General features: G+C 68.4%; 13 protein-coding genes. 9 read left to right on the forward strand and 4 right to left on the reverse strand.

All coding sequences use genetic code 11. The annotated features are described in order from the left end of the window. Nucleotides 1-109 precede the first annotated feature (109 nt). The gene (locus tag VV02_RS26295; RefSeq protein ID WP_157063272.1) at nucleotides 110-691 is read left to right on the forward strand and encodes a hypothetical protein; all 582 of its coding nucleotides are present in this window, start codon (nucleotides 110-112) and stop codon (nucleotides 689-691) included. Nucleotides 692-696: 5 nt separating this feature from the next. Here the strand turns inward: VV02_RS26295 and VV02_RS04670 are convergent, their stop codons facing one another. Further along, nucleotides 697-1470, reverse strand: coding sequence for a hypothetical protein (locus tag VV02_RS04670; protein WP_052590203.1), 774 nt, complete (start codon nucleotides 1468-1470; stop codon nucleotides 697-699). A gap of 207 nt (nucleotides 1471-1677) precedes the next feature. Here VV02_RS04670 and VV02_RS04675 point away from each other — a divergent pair, with 207 nt between their 5' ends. The 5 genes from VV02_RS04675 (at nucleotide 1678) to VV02_RS04695 (ending at nucleotide 7553) form a co-directional block, all read left to right on the forward strand. Continuing rightward, nucleotides 1678-3363 (forward strand): FAD-binding dehydrogenase, encoded by a 1686-nt coding sequence (locus tag VV02_RS04675; protein ID WP_052590204.1) that lies wholly within the window; start codon nucleotides 1678-1680, stop codon nucleotides 3361-3363. Between the two features lie 148 nt (nucleotides 3364-3511). Beyond that, nucleotides 3512-5053, forward strand: a complete 1542-nt coding sequence (locus tag VV02_RS04680; RefSeq protein ID WP_218917346.1) for an alkaline phosphatase family protein — start codon at nucleotides 3512-3514, stop codon at nucleotides 5051-5053. A 124-nt stretch (nucleotides 5054-5177) separates the two neighbouring features. Next, a complete protein-coding gene (locus VV02_RS04685) occupies nucleotides 5178-6374 on the forward strand; it encodes an AI-2E family transporter (RefSeq protein WP_169787639.1) in 1197 nt (398 codons plus the stop codon). Then, a complete protein-coding gene (locus VV02_RS04690) occupies nucleotides 6374-6871 on the forward strand; it encodes an NUDIX hydrolase (RefSeq protein WP_052590206.1) in 498 nt (165 codons plus the stop codon). Before VV02_RS04685 ends, VV02_RS04690 begins: the two co-directional genes overlap by 1 nt. Nucleotides 6872-6911: 40 nt before the next feature. Next, the gene (locus VV02_RS04695) at nucleotides 6912-7553 is read left to right on the forward strand and encodes a class I SAM-dependent methyltransferase (RefSeq protein ID WP_052590207.1); all 642 of its coding nucleotides are present in this window, start codon (nucleotides 6912-6914) and stop codon (nucleotides 7551-7553) included. 4 nt (nucleotides 7554-7557) lie between these two features. On the opposite strand, the gene VV02_RS04700 is transcribed toward VV02_RS04695, so the two are convergent. Further along, complete coding sequence (locus VV02_RS04700; RefSeq protein WP_052590208.1) at nucleotides 7558-7953, reverse strand: acyl-CoA thioesterase; 396 nt, start codon at nucleotides 7951-7953, stop codon at nucleotides 7558-7560. 114 nt (nucleotides 7954-8067) lie between these two features. Between VV02_RS04700 and VV02_RS04705 the strand changes: the two genes are divergently transcribed. The 3 genes from VV02_RS04705 (at nucleotide 8068) to VV02_RS04715 (ending at nucleotide 10979) form a co-directional block, all read left to right on the forward strand. Continuing rightward, on the forward strand, nucleotides 8068-9027 hold the full coding sequence (locus tag VV02_RS04705; protein ID WP_218917347.1) for a hypothetical protein: 960 nt from the start codon (nucleotides 8068-8070) through the stop codon (nucleotides 9025-9027). A 126-nt stretch (nucleotides 9028-9153) separates the two neighbouring features. Continuing rightward, a complete protein-coding gene (locus tag VV02_RS04710; RefSeq protein WP_052590209.1) occupies nucleotides 9154-9960 on the forward strand; it encodes a S1 family peptidase in 807 nt (268 codons plus the stop codon). A 236-nt stretch (nucleotides 9961-10196) separates the two neighbouring features. After that, the gene (locus VV02_RS04715; RefSeq protein WP_052590210.1) at nucleotides 10197-10979 is read left to right on the forward strand and encodes a S1 family peptidase; all 783 of its coding nucleotides are present in this window, start codon (nucleotides 10197-10199) and stop codon (nucleotides 10977-10979) included. An 83-nt stretch (nucleotides 10980-11062) separates the two neighbouring features. Here VV02_RS04715 and VV02_RS04720 read toward each other — a convergent pair whose 3' ends face one another. After that, complete coding sequence (locus tag VV02_RS04720; protein ID WP_052590211.1) at nucleotides 11063-11650, reverse strand: bacterial proteasome activator family protein; 588 nt, start codon at nucleotides 11648-11650, stop codon at nucleotides 11063-11065. A 303-nt stretch (nucleotides 11651-11953) separates the two neighbouring features. Continuing rightward, nucleotides 11954-14692 carry an ABC transporter permease gene (locus tag VV02_RS04725; protein ID WP_052590212.1) on the reverse strand — a complete coding sequence of 913 codons (2739 nt, stop codon included), beginning with the start codon at nucleotides 14690-14692 and terminating at the stop codon, nucleotides 11954-11956. Between the last annotated feature and the right edge of the window lie 28 nt (nucleotides 14693-14720).

Raw genomic sequence — 14720 nt, forward strand, 5'->3', positions numbered from 1 at the left:
AAGGTCACGAGTCCATGACGATTTTGCCTGGACGCCTCCGCCGGGCATGGTTGTGTGGCGGCGCCCGCCCTCCACGGCCCGCCGAGATGCACCCCGCTGGGAAGGAATCATGACCGTATCTGCCCGCCGTCACCTGCGTACGACGGCCTTTGCCGCCGCTCTCCTGACGACGTCGATCGGCCTGTCGGCCTGCTCCTTCTTCGGCGACGACGAAGGCAATGCGCCGTTCACCGCGCAGCCGACGAGCTCGACGCTGGCCTCGCCGTCGAGCACGTCCACGGCGCCGACCACCTCGACGACACCGCCTCCGACGACGTCGACCACGACGGCGCCGAGCTCGACCACCACGGCTTCGCCGACGTCGACGTTCAACACCAAGCTCGCCAACTCGTGCATCAGCGCGACGGGCAAGATGAACGCGGTCGTCCGCCAATGGAACGACGCGACGCGCAGCCAGCGCACCGGCGAGCTGGACACGGCCGCCAACGCCATGGGTACGACCGCCACTCAGCTGCGCGGTATCGGCAAGTCCTCAGGCGACTCCGGCTTCACCACCCGGGTCAACAAGGTCGCCGACGAGCTGGCCGCCATGAACAAGGCGCGCGACGACGGCAAGAGCGTGCTGACCACGAACTACAACACGGCCGCGCGCGCCCTGCGCTCCTACTGCAGCACCACGATCGGCAAGTAGTCGCCTCAGGCGTCCTCGAGATCCTCCAGCGTCAACCGCGCCTTCTCGACGTCCAGACGGGCCTGGTGGCGCCGTGAGCGGGCCTGAGCGAAGGCCTCCTCCGCGACCTCCAGCCGCCGCTCGGCGTCCGCGAGCTGCTTGCGCGCCTTCTTGAGGGCTGCCTCGTCGACCTTCGGGGGCTCCGGCGTCGGCGCGGGCGCCTCGTCGGTAGTCGACGGCCTTGCGGCACCGCCCTTGACCGGTGCCGGCACGGCCCGAAGCGGCGTCGCCACCGCATCGGTCAGGTCCACCTCCCCGAACCCGGCGTACGCCAGCGGGCTGACCAGCCGTCCGCTCGCCACCGCCTGCTCGGCCGCCGGATCCGCGACGGCCGCGTTGAGCGTCGCCGTCACCTGGTCGCGTACGGGCGCACTGTCCTTGTACGCCGGATCGGCCTTCGCGCCCAGCGTCACCGCCCGACCGGTCAGCTCTGCGACGACGGTGTTGCGCTGCTGGCCCAGCGTCTTCATCGCGGCGCCGTCCAGCTTGGACTGCGCCTCTCTCAGCTGGGCGGACAGGTCGGTGAGGTCGGTCAGCCCGTCGTCCGAGCGTGCCAGCACGTTGATCAACCAGGCCGCCACGCTGGGCCGGCGCAGGGCCTTCGCCTGATCGGCGAGGTCCTTGTCGCCGTCGGCCTTGGCCTGCTTGACCCGCGCGTCCCGGGCCGCGATGAACTGACCCGGCAGGACGGCGTACAGCTCGTCCGCGACGGCGTCGAGCGCCTCACTGATCTCGGCCATGCCCCCATTCAACCCGCTCGGTCCGTCCTGTTGGTCGAGTAGCCGGAGCGCCAGCGGAGGCGTATCGAGACCCGGTGCGTGCGTGCACCTGGTCTCGATACGGCTCGCCCTTGGGGGCTCGCCTACTCGACCAGCGTTGGGAAGCGAAGTAGGTCGCTTGACCAATTTGGCGCTTCGCTCGCCTTCGGCCAGGTAAGTTCGGGCCCCATGGATGCCGATGTCATCGTCGTGGGAGCCGGGCTCGCCGGACTGGTCGCAGCAGGCGAGCTGATCGCCGCCGGTAAGAAGGTCGCGATCGTCGACCAGGAGAGCGAGGCCAACCTCGGTGGCCAGGGGTGGTGGTCGTTCGGCGGTGTCTTCCTCGTCGACACCCCTGAGCAGCGCCGCCTCGGCGTCAAGGACTCCCTCGACCTCGCTTGGCAGGACTGGCAAGGCAGCGCCGGCTGGGACCGACTGGGTGACGGCAACGAGCGCGCTGAGGACTACTGGGCGCAGAAGTGGGGCCGGGCGTACGTCGAGTGGGCCGCTGGCGAGAAGCGAGACTGGCTGCGCGGCAAGGGGATTCGCTTCACCCCGATGGTCGGCTGGGCTGAGCGCGGTGACGGTCGGGCGACCGGTCACGGCAACTCCGTCCCGCGTTTCCACATCTGCTGGGGCACGGGCACAGGCGCAGTGAAGCCCTTCGTCGAGGGCGCGCTCGCGGCCGCCGAGCAGGGCCTCGTGACCTTCTATCACCGTCACCAGGTCGACGAGGTGATGACTGAGGGAGGGGCCGTGACCGGCGTACGCGGCACGGTCCTGGCACCCGACTCGAGTGAGCGTGGCGCGCAGTCCAACCGCGACAAGGCGGGGGAGTTCGAGCTGAAGGCGCAGGCGGTCGTCATCGCGACCGGCGGCATCGGCGGCAACCACGACCTGGTGCGCGAGTTCTGGCCGGAGCGGCTCGGACAGCCGCCGCGCGAGATGATCACGGGCGTACCGGCGTACGTCGACGGTCGCGGCATCGGGATCGCCAACGAGGCGGGGGCTCGCCTGGTCAACCGCGATCGGATGTGGCACTACGTCGAGGGCATCCAGAACTGGGCACCGGTCTGGCCCAAGCACGCGATCCGCATCCTGCCGGGGCCGTCGCCGCTGTGGTTCGACGCGCTCGGACGGCTGCTGCCGGCGCCGTATCTGCCGGGCTACGACACCCTCGGGACGCTGAAGTACCTGCGGACCACGCCGGACATCAAGCAGTACGACCACTCGTGGTTCATCGTCACGCAGAAGATGATCGAGAAGGAGTTCGCGCTGTCGGGCTCGGAGCAGAACCCCGACATCACCAACCGCGACCTCAAGCTGCTGGTCAAGACGCGCGCCGGCAAGGGTGCGCCCCCGCCCGTCGAGGCGTTCAAGAAGAATGGCGCGGACTTCGTTGTCGCAGAACGCCTTTCGGACCTCGTGGTCAAGATGAACGCGCTCACGGAGGAGCCGCTGCTGGACGCCGCCGAGGTCGAGCGACAGATCGTCGCGCGCGACCGCGAGTTCGCGAATCCCTTCAGCAAGGACGCCCAGACCTGGGGCATCCACAACGCCCGGCGCTACCGCGGCGACAAGCTCACGCGCGTCTCGTCGCCGCACCGGGTGCTCGATCCCAAGGCGGGCCCGCTGATCGGCGTCAAGCTGCACGTGCTCACCCGCAAGTCGCTCGGCGGCATCCAGACCAACCTGGACTCTCAGGCGCTCGCGTCCGACGGCACGCCGATCGCGGGTCTGTACGCCGCGGGCGAGGCGGCCGGCTTCGGCGGCGGGGGCGTACACGGCTTCAACTCCCTGGAGGGCACCTTCCTGGGCGGCTGCTTCTTCTCGGGTCGCGCCGCCGGGCGAGCGATCGCCCGCCAGCTCGCCTGATGTGATCGGCAAGGGTTGTCACTTATCTGTACAAGTGACGGCAAGCGTTCACGGTGGAGTCACACGAGCACATGGCAGACGCAGCAGACTTGTTCGAGTCATGATCCGAGGTTAGCCAGGCTTCGGACTTCTCTCGAAGGAGCGACACATGCCACTCCATGCCAACATGTCCAGACGAGTTGCGGTCGGCGTTCTGACAACCACGAGTCTGATCGGAGCCCTGGTGAGTCTCCCGTCCACCGCTGACGCCCGCGGACGATCGACCGATGTCCCACACGTCGTCGTGTTCGGTCTCGACGGCGTCCGGTGGGACAAGCTCGCGGCCAACGCGCCACGGATCAACGGGCTGATCAAGAGCGGCTACGGGTCGCCCACGTCGCTCTACGCCAACCCGATGGCGCCCACGTCCTCCGGCCCGGGCTGGGGCACGAACGCGACCGGCGTCTGGCCGGACAAGCACAAGATCACCAGCAACGACTTCCCGGGCAACGACCTCAAGACGTACCCGGACTTCCTCACTCGCCTTGAGCGCGTCGATCCGGCGTTCACGACGTACGCGGCGACCGACTGGGCGCCCCTGGGCCAGCAGTCGAGTGGGGGGCCGATCTTCTCCGATGCGATCGACCGTAAGTACTCCCTCGACGGTGACACCGATGGCTACCCGGTGACCGACCCGAAGATCGCGACCGACGCGGCGAACCACATCTCCAAGAACGCGCCTCGCGCCTCCTTCGTCTACTTCGGCAACGTGGATGAGGCCGGGCACGAGCACGGAGGCGCGAGTCCGGAGTACGCGCAGGCCGTTCGGACCGCTGACGCCCAGGTCGGCAAGGTGATCGACGCGATCAAGACCCGACCTCGGTTCGCGCAGGAGAAGTGGCAGTTCATCGTCACCACCGATCACGGTCACACCGACGCGGGCGGTCACGGCGGATCCTCGGTCGAGGAGCGGACGTCGTTCATCGTCGCGTCGGGTGCGGGCATCCCCGCGACCGGCACCCCGGCGATCCGCCCCAAGAACGTGGACGTGGCCGCCACCGTGTTCCAGCACCTCGGCGTCAAGCCGCCGGCGAGCTGGGGCCTGGACGGTCGCCCGATCAACGCAGTCAGCCGGGACCCGTTCGACACCATGATCGGTTCGCTGGGCGCCCGCGTGGATGAGACGGGTGTGCCGGCGGATGTGCGTGGCTGGACGCACTCGGTCCCCACCGGATGGAGCATCGACAACAGCGCCATGGGCACCGGCGGTGTCACCGAGTGGCAGGGCTGGTCGCTGACCACGGACGAGTTCTGGACGCGTGCAGCGCCCGACCAGCAGCGGGAGTCCAACGTTCGCTCACGTGGCGTCTTCGCCGTCGCTGACTCCGACGAGTGGTCGGACAAGGCCACCAGCGGACCGTTCAACAGCGCCTTGGTGACACCGGCGTACGACGTCCGTGGTCGTGCCGCTGTGTCCCTCGGCTTCGTGTCGCACTACCTCAAGGACGGCGACGAGACGGCCGCCGTGTCGGTGTCGTTCGACGGCGGCCCGGAGCGGAACGTGCTGACGTACACCGGCGACCGGATCGCGGCGACTGAGAAGCTGTCTGTGGCAGTGCCCTCCGGCGCACAGAAGATGACGGTGAAGTTCCGCCTCAGCAACGGGGTCAACAACTGGTACTGGGCCATCGACGACGTGACCGTCTCCTAGTTCGGTGTTCGCGCGGCCGGGCGAGCCGTATCGAGACCGGGTGCGCGCGGTCACCTGGTCTCGATACGCCTCCGCTGGCGCTCCGGCTACTCGACCAGCGGGAGGTCGTGGCAGGCTCATGCCCATGACCGCTCCTGACTCGCCTGCGTCGTCCGCGAGCCCGGAGAACGGCGGGCGTGACCCGCGGCTGGAAGTCGCGTTCGGCGTACGGGTCGCCGCCTGGTGGTCGGTGTGCTTCGTCGCGATCATCGTCGCGCTGTGGCTCCTGGTGCGCCTCCTCAACAGCATCAGCCTGGTCACGATCACCGTCACGGTGGCCGTGATGATCACCGCGCTGCTCGAGCCGGCCGTACGTTTCCTGCACCGCCTGGGCGTACCCCGCGCCCTCGCCGGGATCCTGGTCTTCGTCCTGGGGATCGTCGGACTGTCGTTCCTCGTGTGGTTCGTGGTCACCCAGGTGACCGACTCCTCGGAGCTGATCCAGAACGAGCTACAGGACGCCGCGGAGACGATTCGCGACTGGCTCATCAACGGGCCGCTCGAGCTCAAGGTGCAGGACGCGGAGAAGTACACGACCAACCTCGGCGACACCCTCTCGGAGCATCGCGACACCATCGTCAACGGCTTCCTGCAGACCGCCAACAGCGCGATCGCGATCATCTCCGGGTCGGTGTTCTGCCTGTTCGCGACGCTGTTCCTGATGCTGGATGACGGCGCGATCTTCCGCTGGTTCGTCCGGATCTTCCCGCCCCACACCCGCGAGCACGTCGCCGAGGGTGGCGTGGCCGCGTGGAAGACGCTGACCGTCTACATGCGCAGCCTGGTCCTGCTCGCCGCGCTCAACGCGCTCGCGATGGTGCCCGTCATGATGATCGCCGGCATGCCGCTGGTCGTCCCGCTCGCGGTACTGCTGTTCCTCGGTTCCTTGGTGCCGTTGATCGGTGTGCTGGTCGCGGGCGCTGTCGTCTGTCTGATCGCGCTGGTGGCCAACGGCATCACGTCGGCCATCGTGGTCGGCATCGCGCTCGTGCTGGTCGTGCAGCTGTTCGGCAACCTGCTCAACCCGATCATTCTCGGCAAGTTCGTCAACATCCACCCGCTCGCGATCCTCGTGACCGTCACCGCGGGCACGCTGGTCGCGGGGATTTTCGGCGCGTTCGTGGCCGTGCCGCTGGTGGCCGTCATCAACAACGTCGCCCATGCCGTACGCCAGCATCACCGCTCCCTGCCCGGCAACGTGGCCGAGCCGGCCGGGGACGCCAACGGCAGCGCCGGCGACGCGGCCGGGGACGCCGACGGCGCGACCCGGCAGGAAGCCTGATGTCCGCATCCAACCCAGGTCTGCTGCGGCGGGCCGGTCTGCGGGTCTTCCGCTGGCTCCCGGCTCGACCGAGCTACGCGATCATCCGGATCGCAGCACCGACGTTCAGCATGGGCGCGGTCGCGCTGATCGAGTACGACGGCCGCATCCTCGCGCTGCGCCAGACCCATCGCCGGGGGTGGAGTCTCCCCGGTGGTCTGGTCGACCGCGGTGAGCTGCCCGCGCAGACCGTGGTGCGCGAGGTGGCTGAGGAGACCGGCCTGCAGGTCACGTCCGGCGACATCTTCGCCTCGGTGGTGGACCCTGAGGTCCGGCACGTCGACATCATCTACCGGGTGCAGTGCGACACCGAGCCGGCCGTGCACGTCGCCAGTGAGGCCCGGGCGGCTGCGTGGTTCGCCGTTGACGAGCTGCCCGAGCCGGACATGCCGACGCGGCGCATCCTGGCCGCGATTCGAGCCGCCCACGTCGTACCCGAGCCCGGCCGAGTGCTCTGACTTCAGGTCGCCACCCGCTCGACCGTCCTAGAGTGTTGCGGTGCCCGATAGCTGGTTGTCCGACACCCGCACCTCCTACGACACGGACGCCTCCGGCTACGCCGAGAAGGTGGACGGGCTGCTGGACGAGAGTCCCTACCTCCGCGCCGGACTGGCGTTGTTCGCCGAGTCCGTGCGCACTGCCGGTGGCGGACCCGTCGCCGACGTCGGCTGCGGCCCGGGCTACGTCACCCGTCACCTCCACGGGCTCGGGGTGGACGCGTTCGGCATCGACCTCTCGCCGGAGATGGTCGCCATCGCGCGGCGCGACCACCCCGGACTTCGGTTCGACGTCGGGTCGATGACCGACCTCGACCTCGCGGACCACTCGATCACCGGCGTTGTCGCTTTCTGGTCGGTGATCCACATACCTGATGAGGCGGTGCCGGGCGTGTTCGAGCAGTTCCGTCGCGTGCTGCGGCCGGGAGGCCCGCTCCTCGTCGGTTTCCACGTCGGTGACGAGACCAGCCACTCGGACGAGGGCTATACGGGTCGCCCGATCAGCGTCGACACCCACCGCCGCACTCCGGATCAGATCGCCGGCTGGCTGCGGGAAGCCGGCTTCACGATCGACGCTGAGCTCGTCATGCGGCCGGACGAGCGGGTCCCGGGAGCGATCGTCTTTGCACGAAGCCGGAGCTGACGGCTCAGGCGAGCGCTTGCGAAAGTCGGTTAGGGGCAGCGATTTTCGCGAGAGTTGAGGCATCGACGCACACGTGGCGAGCCGTCCCTTCGATGATGATGTCGTCGCCGCGGCGAATCGTGATCGCGCTCGTGACTGAGGATGCCGACGTCAGCGTCGGGGCGAGGGTGATCGCGAGCACCTCGTCCCAGCGCGCGGCCTTGCGGAACCGGATCTGCAGGTCGGCGACCACCAGGTCGATGCCGGTCTCGTTGACGAACGACTCGTAGCTGCCGAACAGGTCTCGCCACAGCTCAGTCAGCGCGACGTCGATGTAGACGACGTAGTTGGCGTTGAAGACGATGCCCTGCGGGTCGCACTCGTTGTACCGGACCCGCAAGGTGTGCGTGAAGGGCGCCATGGCGCTCGATCCTGGCACACCGCCCGGCGACGACGAGCGATGCTGAGCGCGGCCGATCGGGTGGTGACGATGGCGGATGGTGGGCTGGTGGCGGTCGCCTCGTAGGGTGTGCCCATGGGGGATAGGAAAACTATGGGTCATGCCAGTCGCCGCGCGACCCTGCTGGGTGCGGCTGGAGCCCTGGGGCTCGCTGCCTGCTCGGACGACAAGGGCAGCTCGATGGCCCTGAAGGGCGGCAAGCCCACAGCTTCTCGTCAGGCCACAGGACCGGCCGGGCCGCCGCAGCTGCCGCGCGGTGGTCGGACGATCTTTCCGAGCTATCGACTGTTCGGCTACTGCGGCTCGCCGGCTTCGCCCGCGTTGGGTCAGCTCGGCGTCGGCAACCTCGACGAGCAGGTCGGCGACATGCTCGAGAAAGCCGACGACTACGCGTACGGCCGCAAGATCATGCCGGTGCTGGAGCTGATCGCGACCCTGGTGCACGGCAAGCGAGGTCACGACGGGAAGTATCGGTCCTGGGTTGGCACGTCCGTCGTGGACGACTATCTCGCGGCTGCTCGGCGGCACAAGGCGTTGCTCCTGCTCAACATCCAGCCGGGCCGCGCGTCGTTCATCGACGAGGTCAAGCACTGGGAGTCCTACCTCAAGGAGCCGGACGTCGGCGTCGCTCTCGACCCGGAGTGGGCCGTCCAGCGAGGGCAGATCCCTGGCCGGGTCTTCGGTAGCACCACTGGGCACGCACTCGACGAATGTGCCTCGTATCTCTCAGAACTCGTGGCCAAGCACCGCTTGCCCGAGAAGGTCATGGTCTATCACCAGCTGCACCTGTCGATCGTTCGCCACGAGTCGGCGCTGCGCCCTCATCCAGGTGTCGTGCTCGTCAAGTCGGTGGACGGCATCGGTCGTGCGGCCGACAAGATCAGGGCGTACGACAAGATCGTGGCGCAGACACCGGCGGCCGTGCACAAGGGCTTCAAGCTCTTCTTCGAGGAGGACGCGCGGACCGGTCCGCTGATGCGGCCCTCCGAGGTCATGGCGCTGAAACCACAACCTGAATACGTTCTCTACGAATAGGGCTCCGTAGCAGACGTCCGAATGCTGGGCCCGGTGTCCACCGTCCTTTTTGCGAACGGCACCCTTGACGCGACGGACCCTAGGTCTGTCTGTCAGTAGTTCTCGAGGGGAAGCAGAAAGTTCGCTATGACACAGATACGTACACGTCTTGCTGCGGTCACCATGGTCGCCGCGGCGGTCGCAGCCGGCACAGCAGGTGCCGCTCAGGCCACGTCACTTGACGATGGTGGTGGCAAGGAGTCGCACATCGTCGGCGGCACCGTCTCCACCACGGCGAAGCACCCATGGGCGATCCAGCTGTCCTATGCCGGATCACCGTCGCCGACGAAGGAGTGGTGTGGCGGCACGCTCGTCGCGGCCAACAAGGTCGTGACTGCGGCGCACTGCGTGAAGGGTCGCAAGGTGGCCGACTTCACTGCCATTCAGGGCCGGGACAAGCTCGCCGACAAGACCAAGGGCAAGCAGTCCAAGCTCGCGAAGGTCTGGTTCGACCCGAAGTACGGGAAGACGCCGGGTCACGATGTCGCCGTCGTGACGCTGAAGTCCCCGTTCAAGGGGGTGTCAGTGATGAAGCTCAACAAGGACAAAGCGCTGGGTGAGGCCAAGATCAGCGCCACGGTCTACGGCTGGGGCGCGACCGAGGGCACGCTGCCAGACGACACCTTCGCTCAGGTGACGGTCCGAGTCCTCGGTGACGCCGTCTGCAAGAAGGCGGAAGGCAACCAGTACACGCCAGGAGCAGAGGTCTGCGCCGGTCTGCCCAAGGGCGGCAAGGACTCCTGCCAGGGCGACTCCGGTGGCCCGCTCATCGCGAAGGGTGTGCTCCTGGGCGTGGTGTCCTGGGGCATCGGATGTGCCGACGCCGGCCACCCTGGCATCTACTCGGAGGTGGCGACGTACTACTCCGAGCTCACCACACAGATCAAGAGCTGATCGGATCACATTCGCACGCCCGGTGACACCCCAACGTCGCCGGGCGTGCGTATCCTTTTGCGTATCAACGGGTTTCGCGATCACATAGGAACGCGACGGCGTCGTACGCGCTCTTGGTCTCGTTGACCTCCCGGCCACCGACCTTTTGCCTGCCGCTGACGCGCTGCTGCCCGTCGACTGAAGTACCCGTCCGTACGGTCGATGACGTCAGTCTTCCGATCAGGACGGGACTCATCATGAGCAGCAAGCGCATGCGCCTGGCCCTCGCGGCCACCGCGGCTACCGCCGCAGTGTTCGCCGGTGCAGGGTCAGCCCAGGCCGTTGACGGCCCTCTGCCCATCGTCGGCGGTGAGATCGCGCACACCTCGGACACGCCGTGGGCGATCCAGATGTCCAACACCAACTCCCCGGATCCGACGGGTGAGTACTGCGGCGGCACGCTGGTCGCGGCCAACAAGGTCGTCACCGCCGCCCACTGTGTCGAGGGGACCTCCACCGGCGAGTGGACGGCCATCCAGGGCCGGGATGTCCTGTCCGACGCCACCGGTGGCAAGGAGTCCAAGATCTCCGACATCTGGTACGACCCCGACTACGGCAGCGGAGCCCACGACGTCGCCGTCGTGACTCTGACGACTCCGTTCGACGGTGTGCCGACGCTGCCGCTCAACCAGGACACCGGAGCCGGCGAAAGCGGAGCAACCGCAACGGTTTACGGCTGGGGCGACACGGAGGGCACTGGCCCGGCCAACACGTTCCAGAAGGTCGACGTGCCGCTCATGGGCGACGAGGCGTGCTCGTCGGCGTACGGCAGTGACTACGTCGGTGCGGGCGAGGTCTGCGCCGGCTACCCCGACGGCGGCAAGGACTCCTGCCAGGGTGACAGCGGCGGTCCGCTGGTCGTCGGCGGCAAGCTGGTCGGCGTCGTGTCGTGGGGCCAGGGCTGTGCGGACGCCGGCAACCCGGGCGTCTACTCCGAGGTGTCGACCTACTACGACGAGCTGTCCGCACAGATCGGCTGATCAACAGACCAGCGCCGCCGCGGCCAGGCGCTCTCCCTCACGACCCCGTGACGCCCCCGCTCACGGGGTCGTGACATGTCCGGTCAGAGGTACTGGCCTGTCGGGCCGGTCTCGTCCGACGGCCCGGGCTGGCCCGGCTGGCCGGGCATCCCTGGCATACCAGGACCGGGCATTCCCGGCTGCTCGGAGTGGCCGATCGGCAGGCCGCGGCGCATCGCCTGCAGCTGAGCCTGGGCGGCCATCTGCTGCGCGACGATCGCGGTCTGGATGCCGTGGAACAGTCCCTCGAGCCAGCCCACCAGCTGAGCCTGGGCGATCCGCAGCTCAGCGTCCGAGGGTGCTTCCTCGGTGAACGGCAGCGCGATCCGCTCCAGCTCCTCGACGAGGTCGTCGGACAGCCCGTCCTTGAGCTCACCGATCGAGCGGCGGTGGATGTCGGCCAGCCGCTTGCGCCCGGCCTCGTCCAGCGGCGCGTTGCGGACTTCCTCGAGCAGTTGCTTGATCATCGAGCCGATGCGCATCACCTTGGCGGGCTGCTCGACCTGATCCGCTGGGCTCTGCTGATGCTGGCCGTCCTCCGTGGGTGGCGCGGCGACCCCCATGCCGTCGGGCGTGACGACCACGATCCGCTGCTGCTCGTCCTGGGACTCGGCCTGCTCCTCGTTCGACATGCCCCCATCCTCGCAACTTCGGCGTACGCCGTGTGCCCGACCCACGACGTACGCGCGCCGCAGCGCTGGTTGAGCCGTCGAGCCCCTGGGCGAACGGCCCGGCTCAAGCAATGTCTGCCCCACCCCACGGGGCGCGCGCCAGTAGACCGGTGTACTCGCTGACTGTGCACTGCCCCACGTCGCGGGGCAGTGCACAGTGCGCGACTGACCCCATCCGGAAGGCTGCGCCCCACTACATGGGACACGGACGAGGCGTGGTCGAGGGCGGCGGAGAGCCGGCCGGCTCAACCAGCGGTGTGGTCGTCAGTCGATGCGGCGGGTGAGGGACGGCGGGCGAGAGCGTACGGCCAGGGTTGCGAGGACGGCGGCCAGCAGGGGTACGCCGACCACCACGCCCGCGAGCTCCAGCCACGGGATCTTGAGGACGGAACCCGCTCCGACGCTGTCCGAGAGGTGCGACTCCGTCAGCGGGTAGGTCGCCGCCACGCCCGGCACCGTGCCCTCGACCAGGCCGACGAGCCCGCCGACCAGCGCGATGACACCCGCTTGAGCACCCGCGACCCGGCGGCGGAGTCGGGACGAGGCGCCGATCGCGGAGAGGGTGGCTTGGTCGGGCTTGCTCTCCGCCTGGGTGAGCGCCGTGCTGATCAAGGTGACGAGGAGCGTGATCAGGCCAAGGCAGATGAGCATGATGCGGATGACCTTGGTCGTCTCCGAGGTGTAGCCGTGCTCGATGCTGAGGTTGCTGTGGTCCGGGAGGCGGTCGGCCATCGCCGCCTCGTCCGCGGAGGTCACGCCGCCCGGTGCCCACACGGCCAGGGACGATGCCGTCGTCGGCACCTTCAGGCGAGCTGCCGTCGCGGGCGTCATGATCACGCCCCAGCCGAGGGCGAGGTTGGGTGTACGCGCTGTCGCGTTGACGTGGATCGCCGGCATCTGGACCTGCCTCGTGACAGTGAACGACGTGACGTCGCCGACGGTGTCGAACGCGGTCCGCCCGATCGCGAAGGTCATCTTTGCCGGGTATGGCTGCGACGTCCGTGGATCGTGGACGGCGAGTACGGCGCCGTCGTCGAGCTCCCGTATCTGCTCGGAGGAGAGACCGAGGTAGGAGTCGGCGACACGAGCCGGCATCACGGAGATGCTCCGCTCGGTCATGCCGGTGGACGAGGCACCGCGGCACGAAGGCGAGCCGTTGCCGACGGACTGGCGAGGTGTGCATCCTGGTTGCACCTGAGCCATCGCGAGCCGTGCCTGTGGCGCGATGATCGTGAGAGTGCTAGCCGACTCGTTCGACTGGGCGAAGGACTTCTCGCGCTCGGCCGCGTCGTCGCCGATATCGCTGATGACATCGGTGCGTACGGAAGGCGCTCGGACGTGCGCGATCTGCTGGATCTCACGCAGCGCGGAGGGCGGCCCTGACGCATAGCCCTCGCCGATCGGAGTGATCGGGATGTAATCGCGTCGCTCCTGCGAGTCGTCGCTCGTCCCGCTGATGGCGAGCGCGGTCATCACCGCGACTGACGCCATGATGGCGGCCACGCCGGACGCTGCGCGCCCCCGCTGCCGACTGACGTCGCGCGTCGCCAGACGAGTCGCGATCGGTAGGCGTCCGGCGAGATGTCCGAGCATGCTGAGCAACCATGGCAGACACATGACGGCGCCTGCGAAGAGCGCGAATCCTGCTGCCGCTGCTCGTATCTCGCTACCTCCGCCCTTGATCGACGCGATGAGGACGATGCTCGCAACGACCGCGATCACGAGTCCCAGGACGGGCCATCCGGCGCGCGCTCGACGGGCGGAGACCTGTCCGCGCAGCACCTGGATCAGGCTGATGCGGCTCGCGGCGACGGCCGGGATCATGGCCGACACCAGCGACGTCAGCACTCCCACGAGGATCAGGCCCAGGCCGTACGACCAACGTAGGTCGAGTGGACCCCAGACGGAGTCCGGCCGCCACCGTTGCACGATCTTGACGGCCAGAATGCCGAGCGGGGCGCCGATCAGCACACCGAGGGTCGCGGAGAGTGCGCCGAGCACGATCGCCCGGGCGAGGACGTACCGACGCAGCATCGCGGCCGTCCCGCCGTTGCTGCCGACCTGGCCGAGCGCGTGCCGCTGGCGCTGTGCGGTGGCCGTGAATGCGGGGCCGGCCATCAGCACCGTGAGCACGACCAGACCGGTGAGCACCAGCGTGACCAGCGAGTTGTTGCCCCCGCCGTTCATCTTCTGCAGCTCGGCCAGCTCGGGCCCGGTCGCCGTGCCCGGATGGAGCACCATGTGCCGACTGATCACGACGAGGCCGTACGCGTTGAGGTGCTGAACCTCCGCCCACGTCACCGGCGTACGCCGATCAAGCAGGTACTCGGTGCTGACCATCGCCTCACTGCGCGGCAGCGCGACCAACGCCTGTCCCCTGGGCGAGGTGGCTTGTCCGACGACGCGGACCTGCTCGGAGACGCCGTTGACCGACAGGGTCAACGTGCCGGACGTGGGGATCCCCAGGCGCCGACCAGCCGGGGTGACGACGACCTCGTTCGGCCCGGTCGGCCAGCGGCCACTCTTCAGAGCGGTGATGCCGTGGTACGCCGTCGCGCGGCCGTCCGCGCCAAGTATGGTGACGCTGGGGCGGCGCTCTCCCAGCGTGACGCGTGCGTCCGTGCGTGTGATGGGGACGACGTGGCCGCCCGTCACACTCTGCAACGCAGCCGGTGTCAGCGGCTTGTCGACGGCGGCACCGGGAATCGCGATGGCCCGTTGAGGTGTCCCGGTCAGCGGGAACGGGGCCTCGATGCTGCCGTCGGCGTTCTGGATCGTGCGGTACGTCGTCGCTTGCTTCACGCGCGCCTGGCTGCTGCCCACGGTGGAGCTCAGCAGCTCTCGCTGCGTCGCGTCGCGGGTGAACAAGAGCGTCCCACCCGCTGCGACCACCATGACCGGGAGGCCGACCAGGAGCGCGACCAAGAGTGACCGGCCCCATTGCCGACGGGCATCGCGGTGGGCCAGCCGGAGCATCAGCCTCCAGCTGCCCCACCACGACATCCTGCGACCTGACAAGAGCTCCCCCGAG

This window comes from Luteipulveratus mongoliensis, from assembly GCF_001190945.1.
GTDB classification, from domain to species: domain Bacteria; phylum Actinomycetota; class Actinomycetes; order Actinomycetales; family Dermatophilaceae; genus Luteipulveratus; species Luteipulveratus mongoliensis.